The sequence below is a fragment of the Paenibacillus plantiphilus genome (genome assembly GCF_927798095.1).
Classification (GTDB): domain Bacteria; phylum Bacillota; class Bacilli; order Paenibacillales; family Paenibacillaceae; genus Paenibacillus_Z; species Paenibacillus_Z plantiphilus.
Genome location: NZ_CAKMMF010000012.1, coordinates 21,151 through 34,897 on the forward strand (window position 1 = coordinate 21,151; position 13,747 = coordinate 34,897).

Here is a 13,747-nt window from a genome sequence, read left to right on the forward strand (position 1 = left end):
CATGGCTGTTAATCGACCGAGAGTTACGATTGTCATACCTTTCTATAATGATCCCTATGTAACGGAAGCAGTGGACAGCGCCTTAGCGCAAACCTACAGCAATACAGAAATTATCGTGGTGGATGACGGCTCGACCCAACATGCCGACAAGCTCAGACAGTATGACGGGCGCGTTCATTATTTGGGCAAGTCGAACGGGGGTACTGCCAGTGCGCTCAATCATGGTTTCCGCCATGCAAGCGGAGATTATATTGCCTGGCTCAGCTCGGATGACCGCTTCTATCCCGAGAAGATTGAGCGGCAGTTAGCGGGGATGGAGCGATGCGGCGCCTGGATTAGCCACACGGGCTTTGATCAGATTGATGCTGGAGGAAAGCTGACGTCTCTTGCGGTTATGCCGCCAAGCAACGATAAATGGCAATTTTATCGTGCGTTCCAGAACAGCAACCCTGTCAACGGATGCACCGTTATGATGAGCAAATCATTATATGGCCATATTGGAGCATTCGACGAATCGCTTCCGTTCACACATGATCTGGACTACTGGTTCAGAGTGCTGCTTGCCGGAATCCCCTTCCCGCTCGTTGCCGAAACACTCAGCGCCTATCGCTGGCATGATAGCATGGGAACACTGCGCAGCAGAGATGCGGTTGAACGGGAAGCGAAGCAAACCTTCGCGAAGTATGCCAAGCGCTGGCAGATATTCACGGCGAAGCTCGGAATGGCTCAGTCTGCAGTTGGCGGAACGAGCTAGGAAGGTTCTAGCAACGGCTTGGTCCATAGTTGAATCCCCAAAGCGCAAAGAAGTCTCCAGCCCCGTTAAACCGGTGGATGTGGAGACTTCTTGTGCTTTTCTAATCGGGAAGCTGCGCCAGCAGAGTATCAATGCGCGATGCATACATGCTGTTGATCGTATTGGCTTCCAGCAGCACCGAGTCAAAATGCTTGACTGTGCCCATTTGCGAATGCCGCCGGTATACGGTCAGCGGCTCGTTCATGTAGTGAAAGTCGACGCGAGCCAGAATGATGCGAATCCACAGCTCGTAATCATGCGTGAAAGGCAGGGAAACGTTGAACCAGCCAATGGCCTTCACCAGCTCCTTCGTCATCATGATGGTGCAGCCGTTCACTGGACATCCGTGCTTCAAGGAAGCGATGAAGGCTTTGGCTGTCGGGAATTTGGAGGCTGCCGCTCGCTGTGTAATCGTTCCGTACTCATTCATAAGATCGAAGTCCGTGTGGCTGATCTGTGCGTTCATTCGCTCCATGAAAGCAACCTGTTTGGCGATTTTATCCGGCAGGAAGCGATCATCCGAGCTGAGCCAAGCGACATATTTGCCTGTGGCCAGACTCATGCCGTAATTCAGGGCACTGGCAGTACCCCCGTTTGCCTTGCCTATATAGTGGATGCGTGAGCGATAGGGATCAAGGCGATCCTGGTGAAGTGTTGATCCGTCATCGACGACAATCACTTCAATATTGGGATAGGTCTGATAGAGTGCGCTAACGACTGCTTGATCGATATAAGGATCATTATAGAAGGGAATTATGATCGACACTTTAGGTGTCATGTCTCTCACCTCGAATTGTTCAGTTCTTCTATTACTATATGAGGACAGGGCGTTTACCGACACGACAGATGAACGCCATCATTCGTCTATTTTCAGCAAAACAGCTTATATTTATGGATTTTCACAGAGGGTGTCCATAACATCGTCATCACATTTTCATAGAATAGAGCAATGTGAGAATAGCATTCGTAAACGGGGAGGGGTGCATATGAAGATCGTAGTGACTGGAGGTGCGGGCTTTATTGGCTCTCGATTGGCTGTGGCATTAATCGGCGACGGGCATCAGGTTGTTGTTGTTGATGATTTGTCGACAGGCTGCAGGGGGAGTGTTCCAGCCGGGGCGCGTTTCATGCTCATGAATGCGAGTGATCCGGAGATGTCGGCTTTCCTTGCAGCAGAGCGTCCCAAGATTGTCTATCATCTGGCTGCACAGGCGGATTTAGGCCGTTCCTTGCTTGATCCCAGCGCAGATGTGACGACGAATGTGATCGGTACTTTGAGAGTGCTGGAGGGCTGCAGACGGTCATCGGCGAAGTTCATCCTTGCGTCAACAGCCGCCGTCTTCGGCAACGCGAAGCGCTTTCTTCTGAGCGAGGATACGCCGGAATCTCCGGTGACTCCATACGGGTTGTCCAAACGCTCTGCGGAGCGATATACGGTTTGGTTCTGGCGTATTTATGGCGTGCCTTATACGATTCTGCGATTTGCCAATGTGTATGGACCCGGGCAGAAGTCAACGGGGGAAGGAAGCGCTGTTGCTGTATTTCTGGAGCGAATGGCACGGGGACTGCCGTTGATCATACATGGAGACGGCAGTCAAATTCGCGATTTCGTTCATGTGGATGATGTTGTTCGCGCCTGCGTGCTTGCAGCGGGGAAAGGATCGGGAGAGACGATCCACATCGGCTCAGGAGATTCCAGGTCGATTGCTGAGGTGGCGGAAGAGCTTGCTAGGCTGCATGCCGGCTCCTTGGAAATTCGTTATGGAGACAGCCGCCCCGCAGATGCAGCACGCAGTGTGTTTGTGAATGACAAGGCTGCTTTAATATTGGGATGGACGCCGCATATACGCTTCGAGGATGGATTGCGCTCCGCTTATGACGATGCGTTCAGCCTTGATAAGGGCGCAGACCGAGCTCAACCATAATGTTGACCATATCAGCAGCATAACGGCTCGGCGAGAACCGTGCATGAATATGCTCCTTCGCCTGCTGACACATGGAATCTCTCACGGGACGATTGTGTATGAGCTGGAGCGCTTCGTTGACAGCCTCGGAAACCGTTCGGGTTATGAAAAATTTCCCTGTCCGATTATGGTCAATGAAGCTGCGCACCCCGTCCGAATCAGTAGACAGCACAGGGCAGCCGCAGCTCATAGCTTCCGCAACCGCGTAACCGAAGCCTTCAAGGTAGGATGTGGAAACCAGCAGACCGGACGAGTCCCCGACCGCTGACAGATAATGAGGCATATGATCGTGCGGGACGTTCGAGCGAAGCGTCAAGCGCGGCAGCAGATTCAATTCATGGACAAGAGCGCTGAACTTCTCCCGTTCGCCCGGTTCGGAAATAGTGGCATCCTCAAACATCCATAGCTGTATATGGGGAAGATGCTGTGCCAGCTGGTGGCCAATCCGCAGGAAGAGCTGCCAGTCTTTGTTCTGCTCCAGTCGCCCGATCCAAGCCAGGATAGGATTGCCGGTTGGATTAAGCCACCGGGCATTCTGGTAGATGAAATGATCGGTATCAATCATATTTTGAACAAAAAAACGGGGAAAGGCCGGCAGATAGGTTTGGAACAGCTGGATGAGATGAGAGGCGGGAGGACTGATGACTGCGCTTGCATAGAGATTGATGAACATAGAGGCGGATTCTATCGTGCTTCGTGCCTGCTCGTAGCTCCCAAGTCCTTGGGATTCGTAGATTAAAGGACCGTTGTATCCAAGCCCGCGTATGCGCTGCAGCATGAGATGATCGCATGTCACAATAACCGCATCATAATGCTGCTCAGCGAATATGGCCCGAATGTCATTGTCATTATTCGTAATCCAGCAAGGGATATCTGTAATGTTCTGCCTGCCCGCACCATCCCACAGGTAGAGTAAATGTCCCTCCATGCCGACTTGGCGCAATGCCCTGCAGCGCAGCCGATTCAATGTTTCGATGCCGCCGCTTGGCAGGAAGTAGGTGAATAGAAGCTTCAATTTGATCATCCTCTCTGAAGGGCGAGGCTGTCGTGTTTCGGGCTGCAATTCTTTTGCCATAACAGCACCTGCTGTAGTGTATGAGAGGTTGTCGGGGCCTGATTGGGTACTTGGCTTTGCGTGGCCAAGGAGCTGGTGGATCCAACTGGCTGTCTGAACTAGTGCCGTAAATGCAGATTGAATTCCTCTTGAAGCGCTTGTGATAATAGCTTATAATAAAATGTAATTTACTGGATGGGGAGGATTTCGAGCTATGAATACGATCAATTGGAATCAACTTCATCATCACAAGAAGCGTTAGCACACCTGTAACTATACAGGGAGGGCTAACGCTGCTCGCGTTGGCCTCCCTGCGGCATATGGAGCGGGCAGGACCAAGAGGTCCTGCGCGCTTTTTGCTGACTAAAATATTGGTGAAAATGAAGGCCGACTATGAAAGGGAAGGTGAATGGTAATGTTCGTAAGATTTCACGGAAATTACTGCAGTTCTTTTACTAAACAGCCTGCTGGCATCTTTGCAGTAATCTATCATCTGAAACGTGATGGTAAATTGTCAGACGCTGACAGTGAGCTGTATGGTAATACCCTCGACTGGTTTGAGGATAATTTGCCTAATCCTCCATTGTACGATGAACAGAACAATTCGATAAGGGCGGTAACTTGGTTCAAAGATGGCGAGAGAACGGAGCACATGATCGAGCGGTTAAAACCATTCTTTGAAATAGCAGCAACGTATGGGGTGCAAATTATTAAATCTGTCGCAGAGGAACCTCCTGGGACGATTGTTTATGAAGATGATTATCAGATCGCAGTTGCTGCCTATCCTGCGGCGGTTAATATGAAGGAGGCAGGTTTTCAATGAAAATAAAGGCGATATTTCTTGATTTCTATGGAACGTTAGTGCATGAGGATGATGATATTATTCCACTTATATGCAAGCATGTACAAGCGGGATCGGCAGTGGAATGCCGGATTGAAGATATCGGGAACTATTGGTGGCAAGTGTTTTCACGGATGTTTCAGAATAGTTATGGAGAATCATTCAAAACCCAGAGGGAGCTTAATAAACGTTTTTCGACATTTTGCGAGATGTAAGACTCCTTGCTTAAACCGAAAACCACTTCACACGGAGGATATTTGTCTGCTTTTACGTCTAAGTGCAGAATTTTTAGTGAATAATAAAGGGGAATGATAGTGGGTTATCGAATAGCTTATGAAGGATGATTTGCCTTTCAATTGTGAATGGTGGTGAGAGTATGAACGATCAGATTATAATAGCGGCGGAGCGTGTTCTGGAACAACAGAATGGAATTGCTCGAACAAGAGACTTTCTAAGCGCTGGAATTTCGCCCTATTATGTAAAAAAATTGGAATCCATTGGTGAAATCGTTCGCGTGAAACAAGGCATTTATCGGCATTCCAATCAAATGAATGAGCCATTGGATGAAATCATCGAGGTGTCAAAGCTGGTTCCCAAAGGGGTCATTTGTCTTCTCTCCGCCCTATCCTATTATGAACTGACAACTTTCAATCCTTGGGAATATCAAATCGCTATCCATCGAGGCGGCAAAAAACCAAAACTTCCGGATTACCCTCCGATTAAAATTATATATTTGGCAGATGCTCAATTTAATACAGGAATGGATGAGGTTCATATTGAGGGGGCTGCGGTTAAGATCTACGACCGTGAGAAGACCATATGTGATATCGTTCGGTATCGAGAGAAAATTGGTATTGATCTGATGAAAGAGGGATTGAGGAACTACCTTAAATCACCTGAGAAAAATATTACGAAGCTGGTATCCTATGCAGATAAGCTGAGAATCCGGACTGTTTTGCAAAAATATCTTGAGGTGTTGATCTAATGAGCGATATTAGAAATATCCCTGCCTCCGTTTCTGAGCGTTTGAAAAATATTGCCAAAGCATCGGGAAAAGCATTTGATACATTGCTTCTGCTTTATTTTCAAGAGCGCTTCTTATACCGCTTGTCTATATCTGATTATAGAGACAAATTTATACTGAAGGGCGGGCTATTTCTTTTCTCGCAGACCAAATTCAAGGCACGCCCAACCAAAGATGTTGATTTTCTTGCCAGACAGATTGCAAATGAACTGGAAACATTAAGGGAGTCATTTGTGGAGATTTGCTCATTAGAAGTACAGGGAGATGGAGTGGTATTTCAGCTAGACGAATTGACAACGGAAAGGATTAAAGAAGATGCCGATTATGAGGGCATAAGGATCAAGGTAACGGCTCTGCTAGGTCGAATGAGAAAGAGTTTGCAGTTTGATATTGGATTTGGTGATGTTGTTGTTCCAAAGCCACAACTGATTGATTATCCGGTTCTGCTTGATATGGAAATCCCACAGGTGCAGGCTTACTCGAAGGAATCTGTCATTTCGGAGAAGTTCGAAGCTATGATAACCTTGTCAGTCATGAATAGTCGAATGAAGGATTTTTATGATATATATACGCTATTGACCACTAATGATTTTGCTGGACGTGTATTATTCGAGGCAGTATTTGAAACCTTTCAACGACGAGGTACGGTGTTGGAAAAAGAGCATCCTCTATTTCAAACTGAGTTTGCGGAAGATGATAGCCGAACAAGGCAATGGATAGCGTTCTTACGTCGTACTGGCATTGAGGAACAACTCTCGTTTAAAGATGTGCTGGCTTGTATTATTGATTTCCTTGAGCCTATATATCAATCAATACTGGATGAGCAAGAATTTTTTTGTCGATGGAATTCCGTCAGCAGAACATGGATTAAGAAGAATTAACGTTATGAATGAAAATGTCGAAAGGATACATAATTCGAATTTTGTGATGTGTCAGAATAGCGATCTGTCCAAAACAATTTCCGAAAGCTCGCTGCTTTACGCAAATGAATTCAGCATTTGCAAACAACTGGAGCCTGCGAAACTACTGAATGGCTTCGCAGGCCATGCATATGTTCGCTCCACGTCTAGAGTGTCCAGCGCAGCAGCAGCGCGGACTCTGTCAGACCGCCGCCGAATCCGTACAGCAGAACCGTATCGCCTGCCTGCATACGACCATCCTTTAACGCTAAATCAATAGCGAGTGGGATGGAAGCGGCGGAGGTGTTGCCATATTGTTCAATACTGGAGAGCGTTCGTTCAATGGGCAGGCCTGTTTTCTCACAAACAGATTCGATAATGCGCATATTGGCGCTATGCGGAATGAACCAGTCGATATCGTCCACCGACAGGCTGTACCGCTCCAGCAGCGCAGCAATTCCTTTCGGAACCTGACTCACAGCCCATTTGTACACCTCTCTGCCGTTTTGAACAATTTTCCCATTCGTCACAATCTCCCGCCCATTAATGGAGGAGGAGAGACTTGAGCGATATAGTTGATGACCTTCCCCGCCATTCGTGGATACATATGAGCCGATAAAAGCTCCCTCGTCCGCCCGTTCCACAAGCGCAGCTCCAGAACCGTCTCCGAACAAAATACATGTTGTCCGATCGGTGTAATCGGTAATTTTGGATAACGTTTCTGTTCCGATGACAAGTATTTTGCGGTGAACGCCTGTTAGAATGAGGCCATTAGCGATTTGCAGCGCGGCAACGAAACCAGCGCATGCAGCCTGAATATCAACAGCTCCACAAGAAATAATTCCGAATTCAGCCTGAACACGAGCTGCCATGCTGGGGAAAAAGGTGTCCGGCGTTGCCGTTGCAACAAGGATGAAATCGACGTCATCCAGCTGCACATCGTAGCGCTCCTGCATATTGCGTACAGCAGCAAAGCACAGATCGCTGCAGAACTCGTCAGCAGCAGAGATCCTTCTTTCGTTAATGCCTGTTCGCTGTACGATCCACTCATGATTCGTATCTACAAGTTGGGACAGATCATGATTGGTTAATATACGTTCAGGAACATATGAGCCGAATGCTGTCAGCGCAGCCGACGATTGAAAGGATGGATGAGACATATAAACCATCTCCTTATTACTAGGTATTAGTACCAGGTGCTAATTATAAGTTTACTTTACTGAATACAAGGCGTTTTGTCAACCTTGTGGGTTGGGAGCAGCATTGTGGGAGCAGCATGAGCAACCTTGAACGCAAAAACTTGCCAGCATAGCGCCAGCTTAATGTGCAAACGCTAGGAAAGGGTCGCATCATGATGATCATAATGAATACGGAGGGTGACAAATGCAGCGCAAATGGAAAGTGATTGCAGCAATTGCCGCATTGAGTACAATGATGCTTGTCGGATGTACGGACAGACAAGGGGATCTTGGCAACCGCAACATTCGTGAGAACAATGTCCGTTATGATATGAGCGGCAATCGCATCATGAGCAAACGGTTTGCAAGCGATCAAAACAATGAGATGAACCGTGAGAATGGACGGCGCTTGAACAGCAATAACATTATCGGGCTGCATAAGAACTATCGGCTCGAAATGAGCGATGAGGTTGCCGACAAGCTGGCTTCCATGAAGGAAGTGGATAAAGCCTATGTGATGCTGACAGACAATAATGCCTATGTTGCCGTTTCCATCAGTGACGGTAAGAAAAAGGTCGGCCCTAATAAGATGAGCGTTAATCAAATCCCATCGCAGCCTCTCGGCAGAACGAATCAAGGGTACATGCATTTGAGCAGGAATGGCAACAATGGTTCTGCCTCTGACATTTATGATGACAATCGGATCAAGGGGCTCGATGCCAAGGTTACCGACGACTTGAAGACGCGAATCGCGAGCACAGTGAAACAAATGGTGCCGCAGGCTGACAATGTGTATGTTTCCGCTAATCCGGATTTCGTAGACCGCATGACTGCATATATGAATGATGTACGTTTGGGACATCCCATTCAAGGCTTCATTGTCGAGTTCAATGCGATGGTTGATCGCATTTTTCCAGTAAAGGCGGCTGGCAACCAATAAGTTTGAAGATGAGGAAACAAGAACAAGAACAACCGTTGACGGTTGCGCCTGCACCAAGGCCGCCGGGGGTTGTTCTTTTTACATTTACACATAAGTAGTGTAACCATTCTATCCTTGATGAATTCCGAAGGAAGTCCCGCCCATTTTTCCCGAGGACTGCACCACTGCAGGTGCCCTCTCATACTATATTTTGACTGTATCCCTTAACCTTGTTAAACCATAAAAACCCGAGCAAGGAGGGGTGACGAATTTTGGGTAGCGACCAGAAGAGCAAGTTTTTATTAACCCATCGTGAACGCGAAGTCTTTGAGCTGTTGGTACAGGACAAAACAACAAGAGATATCGCTCAGCAATTGTTCATCAGTGAAAAGACCGTGCGGAATCATATTTCTAATGTGATGCAGAAGTTGAATGTCAAAGGTCGTTCGCAAGCGGTTGTCGAGCTAATTAAGCTTGGGGAGTTAGTCATTTGACATCACCGTATACTTTATTAAGCCTTCCTGCCGCACTTCTATTCTATAGAAGCGTTGGCGGAGGGCTTTTTGATGTATTCGCCAGGTGCAACGCTCTGGATGCAGTGTGATTGCCCAAGGATGAAGGAAGTGAGTGCGAAGATTGTTATTACATAGTTTGCAGAGCTACCTCCCACAAAGAAGAGTTTTTTGAAGTGTAAAACAAATAATAAGGCAGCAATGGAACAAAATATACCGAAAATACCCAAAAGAATGTGAAACCCAAAACAACTCCCAAGATGAAAACAATAATTAATAATTTTCCGGTTCTGATTCTTTGAAAAAGGTTTCTACCGATAAACAGAAAAAACCATAGAGGTACTAAGTTGGAATGGTTATGAATAGATACACAAATGCATAATAATAATACAGCCTATCATTGAACACAATGGGGTTTTGAAATGCAGTTATTAAGGAGAGAACTTCATTTCTTGCTTTACTTTGTAATATAATAAAGCCGATTATATAACATAAACCATGGGCAAATCCAAGAAAGACAAGTGTGAAAAAATTCTTAACGCCATAGGAATTCTAAGGTAACATTAAAATGAATTTACTTAAAGGGATTCGTTCTCGATATCGCTCAATAAATGCTATAAGACTTGAATATTTATTCCGAATCCAAATAATTGATTCCATTCGAAATGAACTTTTTTATGGTAAAATAGAGACATGAATGACAGTGGGAGGAATGTAGCGATGAAATGGCAGCAGATCAGAGAATTGTTTCCCGACCAATTTGTTTTGCTTTCTATACTCGATTATACCGAGCAAGAAGATAAAAAAATCGTGACGGAAGTTGCGCCAATACGGGTGATTCCCGCGCAAGATGCTAATAAGTCGTTTTTTAGCGCAGAGCCAGGCAGCATTGTTTATCACACCTCCAATGAGGAGTGTGTTATTCATTTGCGTAAGGATCCGCTATTGAGAGTGAGACGTGGCTAATGAAGATGAATTATGACGGGCAACTCCTGACTACTACAATCACTCTTTGTTATCGTGGAAAAACGTTACAGATACCCGATATTATTATTGATACAGGCTCATCACACACTATTTTCAGCCCTGATGTATTGGAGGCTGTCGGAGTAACATACGAAAATGGAGACCCCGTTTATGAGGCGTATGGCATTGGTGGAACCGTTTCTTTCTATACGAAAGTGATGGACTATATCCAGCTTGATAAGCTTAAAGCAGAGCAAATGGAGGTCGATGTTGGCATGCTTCCGAAGACGCATAAGGGGTTGCTCGGACTTGATATTCTGAAAACATATGGTTTTATTGTGGATATGAATAATCTTGAACTCTACACGCCTAATTTCCGCTGACGGATTGTCTTTCTTATCATAAATCGGGCTACCTCTTAGTTCGTATTCTCGTGTTGTTTCAAACTCCATTACAAGTGATGCAGAAGTTCTTACTTAGCCTTCTTGCCGTGCTCCTATCCTATAGAAGCGTTGGCGGAGGGCTTTTTGATGTTTCCGTTAGGTGCTCATTAGTTACCTAGCACGACAATACAACAATAGGAGTGAGTGAATGCCATCGTATCGGATTATTGTGGACCTTTCGGATCGGCAGCTGTATTTGTTGGACGGGGATATTGTGGTGCGGGGATTTCCGGTTGGCATTGGTAAAATGCTGACGCAAACACCGACTGGCGAGTTCACGATAGTGAACAAGCAGGCCAATCCAGGTGGTCCTTTCGGCGCATTCTGGATGGGACTGTCGAAGCCACACTATGGCATCCACGGCACGAATGACCCCGCTTCAATCGGCAGAGTGGTGTCCCACGGCTGCATTCGGATGCACAATAAGGATGTCGTTGAGCTTGCCGGTATTGTGCCCATTCGGACACGTGTTACGATTCGACCATAAAGGGGCATATTAACTGAAAGCTCGGTGCTGAAGCGTCATAATAATTTTATATTGCGCATTTAAAAAGATATATGATACATTATTTAATATATAAGATGTTCTATTTAATCAACTATGTCTACTATTCGCGATTATTACAGCAAGGGTGTGGTTTAAATTACGCTATCTGAACGTCAGATGGAGATTCTGAAGCTTGTGAAGCTGCACGCCCCCATTACTGGCGATGGCATTGCAGAGATGATGGGGATTAGCAAGCCGACGCTGCGGGCGGATTTGTCGCTGCTGGTGATGCTGCGTCTGCTGGAAGCAAAGCCGAAGGTCGGATATTTTCTCGGTGATGCAAGCACCGGGAGAGAGAGTGCGTTTAAGCGCTGGCAGGGTGCGCTGGTACAGGATGTGCAAGGAATGCCCATTAATGTAGCAGAGACGGTATCGGTTCATGATGCTGTTATTACATTGTTCATGGGGAATGCGGAGGCTTTGACTGTTGTGGATGAGCAGCAGCATTTTGTAGGTGTTGTCACGCCGAAGGATCTGCTGAAGATTGCGCTGGGCAATCCGAATGCGTCGATGATACCTGTCAGCATGGCCATGAACCGCTTGCCCTCGATTGTTACGGTAAGGTCGGATCAGCCGCTGCTGGATGCGGTCAACAAGATGCTTATTCACGAAATGGACGGTCTGCCTGTTGTGTCGGGCAGCGATGTTTCTTCGCGACGTGTCGAGGTGACGGGCTGGATTAGCAAAACAAATATTATCCGCTGGATGACAGAATCGGAATTAGAGCTGCAAAGGCAAGATTAGGAGGAACCTCAAGTTGGTCAGACAATCATACCCGATCTTTATTTGTTCTGATGCTGTTGGAGAGACAGCGGAAGCCGTCGTCAAAGCGACGATGCGGCAATTTGCTCTTGAGCACGTGAAATTAAAGCGATTCAGCCATATTAAGACAGAGGACGAAATTAGCGGGATCGTTGCGGAGGCATTCGAATCAGGCGGTTTTATCGCCTACACGCTGGTACAGCCAGAGCTGCGCGAGGCAATGAAGGAGGAATCGCTGCGCAAGGGCGTGCGGGCGATTGATGTATTGGGGCCGATGCTGCAAGCATTCATTGATACCTTTAACGATTCTCCCAAACGTCAGCCGGGTTTGCTTCATACGCTGGATGATGATTATTTTCGCCGGATCGAAGCTGTTGAATTCGCTGTCAAATATGACGATGGCAAGGATACTCGCGGTCTTCAGCTAGCCCAGGTCGTTCTTGTCGGGGTATCGCGCACCTCGAAGACGCCGCTCAGCATTTATATGGCGCACAAAGGCATTCGCGTGGCGAACCTGCCGCTTGTGCCTGAGGTGAAGGTTCCTGCCGAGCTGCAGAGCGGCGGCAAGCTCATTGTCGGCTTGACGATGAAGCCGGAGCAGCTATCCAGCATCCGGACGGAACGTCTGAAGGCGATGGGACTGCCTTTCTCAGCGCAATACGCCTCCCTGGATCGTATCCAGTCCGAGCTTGATTATGCGGATACGATTATGAAATCTCTGCGCTGTCCAGTTATTGATGTGACGGGCAAAGCAATTGAAGAAACCGCAGGTACAATCATTCAATGGCTGCAGGAACTAGTGTAGCTGCACGAGTGTAAAGGAGGGGATCAGCATGGAACGCGAGCTGTCTTTGGAAATAGTACGTGTTACGGAGCTGGCGGCCTTGGCCTCTGCACCATGGATGGGCAGGGGAGACAAGCATCATGCTGATGAAGCGGCCACCAATGCGATGAGAGCGATGCTTGATTCGGTCTCGATTCAAGGAACAGTCGTTATCGGCGAAGGGGAGATGGACGAGGCCCCGATGCTGTATATTGGCGAGCAGGTCGGCAGCATGCAGGGCCCTGAGGTCGATGTGGCCGTTGATCCGCTTGAAGGAACGGAGATCGTAGCCAGAGGACTGAATAATGCAATGGCGGTCATAGCCGTAGCGCCGAAAGGCCATCTGCTGCATGCGCCAGATATGTATATGGAGAAGCTGGCTGTCGGCCCGCTGCTGGTCGGCAAGCTCAGTCTCGATGATCCTATTCGAACAACGGTTGAGAAGGCGGCGCTAGCTCTTAACAAGCAGGTCTCGGATATTACGGTCATGATTCTTGACCGCGATCGGCATGAGACATTGATAGGCGATCTGCGCAAGGTCGGCGTCCGTATTAAATTTCTGTCTGATGGCGATGTGGCAGGCGCTATTGCGCCAGCATTCTCCGAAGCGGGCATCGATCTCTACGTCGGCTCAGGAGGTGCGCCTGAAGGCGTGCTTGCAGCAGCGGCGCTGAAATGTCTGGGCGGCGAAATTCAAGGAAGGCTGATGCCGGAGAATGATGAGCAGGCGCAGCGCTGTATCGATATGGGGCTGTCTGATCCAAGGAAGCTGCTTCGCATGGATGATATGATCGGAAGGGGCGATGTGATTTTTGCAGCAACCGGTGTTACGCCTGGCGAGTTTCTGGGCGGTGTGCGCATGCTGCCGGATCAGCGCGCTGAGACGCACTCCATCGTCATGAGAGCCAAGACACGAACGATTCGGTTCATCAAGTCGCTTCATTATTTGCCGAACAAGTCGATTCTGGGCAACAGAACGGACAACTCCTAACGAGCAATTTCAACTAAGAGGGGACATATAC

General features: G+C 47.6%; 17 protein-coding genes. 14 read left to right on the top strand and 3 right to left on the bottom strand.

Translation table 11 applies throughout. The annotated features are described in order from the left end of the window. Position 1 precedes the first annotated feature (1 nt). The gene (locus L6H65_RS12145; RefSeq protein WP_236342663.1) at positions 2–754 is read left to right on the top strand and encodes a glycosyltransferase family 2 protein; all 753 of its coding nucleotides are present in this window, start codon (positions 2–4) and stop codon (positions 752–754) included. A gap of 100 nt (positions 755–854) precedes the next feature. Here the strand turns inward: L6H65_RS12145 and L6H65_RS12150 are convergent, their stop codons facing one another. Further along, a complete protein-coding gene (locus L6H65_RS12150; protein ID WP_236342665.1) occupies positions 855–1,571 on the bottom strand; it encodes a glycosyltransferase family 2 protein in 717 nt (238 codons plus the stop codon). A gap of 208 nt (positions 1,572–1,779) precedes the next feature. On the opposite strand from L6H65_RS12150, the gene L6H65_RS12155 reads away from it, so the two are divergent. Next, positions 1,780–2,718, top strand: coding sequence for an NAD-dependent epimerase/dehydratase family protein (locus L6H65_RS12155; protein WP_236342667.1), 939 nt, complete (start codon positions 1,780–1,782; stop codon positions 2,716–2,718). Here L6H65_RS12155 and L6H65_RS12160 read toward each other — a convergent pair. After that, the gene (locus L6H65_RS12160; protein ID WP_236342669.1) at positions 2,681–3,832 is read right to left on the bottom strand and encodes a glycosyltransferase family 4 protein; all 1,152 of its coding nucleotides are present in this window, start codon (positions 3,830–3,832) and stop codon (positions 2,681–2,683) included. The two genes, L6H65_RS12155 and L6H65_RS12160, sit on opposite strands and share 38 nt — an antisense overlap. A 394-nt stretch (positions 3,833–4,226) precedes the next feature. Between L6H65_RS12160 and L6H65_RS12165 the strand changes: the two genes are divergently transcribed. The 4 genes from L6H65_RS12165 (at position 4,227) to L6H65_RS12180 (ending at position 6,557) form a co-directional block, all read left to right on the top strand. After that, on the top strand, positions 4,227–4,634 hold the full coding sequence (locus L6H65_RS12165; protein ID WP_236342671.1) for a hypothetical protein: 408 nt from the start codon (positions 4,227–4,229) through the stop codon (positions 4,632–4,634). Beyond that, positions 4,631–4,867, top strand: a complete 237-nt coding sequence (locus L6H65_RS12170; protein WP_236342673.1) for an HAD family hydrolase — start codon at positions 4,631–4,633, stop codon at positions 4,865–4,867. The genes L6H65_RS12165 and L6H65_RS12170 overlap by 4 nt, the downstream gene beginning before the upstream one ends. A gap of 161 nt (positions 4,868–5,028) precedes the next feature. After that, positions 5,029–5,637, top strand: coding sequence for a type IV toxin-antitoxin system AbiEi family antitoxin domain-containing protein (locus tag L6H65_RS12175; RefSeq protein ID WP_236342675.1), 609 nt, complete (start codon positions 5,029–5,031; stop codon positions 5,635–5,637). After that, on the top strand, positions 5,637–6,557 hold the full coding sequence (locus L6H65_RS12180) for a nucleotidyl transferase AbiEii/AbiGii toxin family protein (RefSeq protein ID WP_236342677.1): 921 nt from the start codon (positions 5,637–5,639) through the stop codon (positions 6,555–6,557). The genes L6H65_RS12175 and L6H65_RS12180 overlap by 1 nt, the downstream gene beginning before the upstream one ends. A 185-nt stretch (positions 6,558–6,742) precedes the next feature. Here the strand turns inward: L6H65_RS12180 and L6H65_RS12185 are convergent, their stop codons facing one another. Next, positions 6,743–7,735, bottom strand: a complete 993-nt coding sequence (locus L6H65_RS12185) for a ketoacyl-ACP synthase III (RefSeq protein WP_236342679.1) — start codon at positions 7,733–7,735, stop codon at positions 6,743–6,745. Between the two features lie 223 nt (positions 7,736–7,958). Between L6H65_RS12185 and L6H65_RS12190 the strand changes: the two genes are divergently transcribed. The 8 genes from L6H65_RS12190 (at position 7,959) to glpX (ending at position 13,716) form a co-directional block, all read left to right on the top strand. Next, positions 7,959–8,693 (top strand): YhcN/YlaJ family sporulation lipoprotein, encoded by a 735-nt coding sequence (locus L6H65_RS12190; RefSeq protein ID WP_236342687.1) that lies wholly within the window; start codon positions 7,959–7,961, stop codon positions 8,691–8,693. Positions 8,694–8,941: 248 nt separating this feature from the next. Beyond that, positions 8,942–9,166, top strand: coding sequence for a helix-turn-helix domain-containing protein (locus L6H65_RS12195; RefSeq protein ID WP_236342898.1), 225 nt, complete (start codon positions 8,942–8,944; stop codon positions 9,164–9,166). Between the two features lie 738 nt (positions 9,167–9,904). After that, a complete protein-coding gene (locus L6H65_RS12200; protein ID WP_236342689.1) occupies positions 9,905–10,150 on the top strand; it encodes a hypothetical protein in 246 nt (81 codons plus the stop codon). Beyond that, positions 10,150–10,533 (top strand): retropepsin-like aspartic protease, encoded by a 384-nt coding sequence (locus L6H65_RS12205; protein ID WP_236342691.1) that lies wholly within the window; start codon positions 10,150–10,152, stop codon positions 10,531–10,533. The genes L6H65_RS12200 and L6H65_RS12205 overlap by 1 nt, the downstream gene beginning before the upstream one ends. Positions 10,534–10,741: 208 nt before the next feature. Beyond that, the gene (locus L6H65_RS12210) at positions 10,742–11,080 is read left to right on the top strand and encodes a L,D-transpeptidase (protein ID WP_236342693.1); all 339 of its coding nucleotides are present in this window, start codon (positions 10,742–10,744) and stop codon (positions 11,078–11,080) included. A 177-nt stretch (positions 11,081–11,257) separates the two neighbouring features. Then, entirely contained in the window at positions 11,258–11,884 is a 627-nt protein-coding gene (locus L6H65_RS12215) for a CBS domain-containing protein (protein WP_290370402.1), read from the top strand. 13 nt (positions 11,885–11,897) lie between these two features. Then, complete coding sequence (locus tag L6H65_RS12220) at positions 11,898–12,707, top strand: pyruvate, water dikinase regulatory protein (protein WP_236342705.1); 810 nt, start codon at positions 11,898–11,900, stop codon at positions 12,705–12,707. 28 nt (positions 12,708–12,735) lie between these two features. Then, positions 12,736–13,716 (top strand): class II fructose-bisphosphatase, encoded by a 981-nt coding sequence (gene glpX / locus L6H65_RS12225; RefSeq protein ID WP_236342714.1) that lies wholly within the window; start codon positions 12,736–12,738, stop codon positions 13,714–13,716. The last annotated feature ends 31 nt before the right edge of the window (positions 13,717–13,747 follow it).

Bases quoted from the DNA above. Each gene is read 5' to 3' on its own strand.
- L6H65_RS12145 (WP_236342663.1), top strand. From the start codon at position 2: ATGGCTGTTAATCGACCGAGAGTTACGATTGTCATACCTTTCTATAAT.
- L6H65_RS12150 (WP_236342665.1), bottom strand. From the start codon at position 1,571: ATGACACCTAAAGTGTCGATCATAATTCCCTTCTATAATGATCCTTAT.
- L6H65_RS12155 (WP_236342667.1), top strand. From the start codon at position 1,780: ATGAAGATCGTAGTGACTGGAGGTGCGGGCTTTATTGGCTCTCGATTG.
- L6H65_RS12160 (WP_236342669.1), bottom strand. From the start codon at position 3,832: ATGGCAAAAGAATTGCAGCCCGAAACACGACAGCCTCGCCCTTCAGAG.
- L6H65_RS12165 (WP_236342671.1), top strand. From the start codon at position 4,227: ATGTTCGTAAGATTTCACGGAAATTACTGCAGTTCTTTTACTAAACAG.
- L6H65_RS12170 (WP_236342673.1), top strand. From the start codon at position 4,631: ATGAAAATAAAGGCGATATTTCTTGATTTCTATGGAACGTTAGTGCAT.
- L6H65_RS12175 (WP_236342675.1), top strand. From the start codon at position 5,029: ATGAACGATCAGATTATAATAGCGGCGGAGCGTGTTCTGGAACAACAG.
- L6H65_RS12180 (WP_236342677.1), top strand. From the start codon at position 5,637: ATGAGCGATATTAGAAATATCCCTGCCTCCGTTTCTGAGCGTTTGAAA.
- L6H65_RS12185 (WP_236342679.1), bottom strand. From the start codon at position 7,735: ATGTCTCATCCATCCTTTCAATCGTCGGCTGCGCTGACAGCATTCGGC.
- L6H65_RS12190 (WP_236342687.1), top strand. From the start codon at position 7,959: ATGCAGCGCAAATGGAAAGTGATTGCAGCAATTGCCGCATTGAGTACA.
- L6H65_RS12200 (WP_236342689.1), top strand. From the start codon at position 9,905: ATGAAATGGCAGCAGATCAGAGAATTGTTTCCCGACCAATTTGTTTTG.
- L6H65_RS12205 (WP_236342691.1), top strand. From the start codon at position 10,150: ATGAAGATGAATTATGACGGGCAACTCCTGACTACTACAATCACTCTT.
- L6H65_RS12210 (WP_236342693.1), top strand. From the start codon at position 10,742: ATGCCATCGTATCGGATTATTGTGGACCTTTCGGATCGGCAGCTGTAT.
- L6H65_RS12215 (WP_290370402.1), top strand. From the start codon at position 11,258: ATGGAGATTCTGAAGCTTGTGAAGCTGCACGCCCCCATTACTGGCGAT.
- glpX (WP_236342714.1), top strand. From the start codon at position 12,736: ATGGAACGCGAGCTGTCTTTGGAAATAGTACGTGTTACGGAGCTGGCG.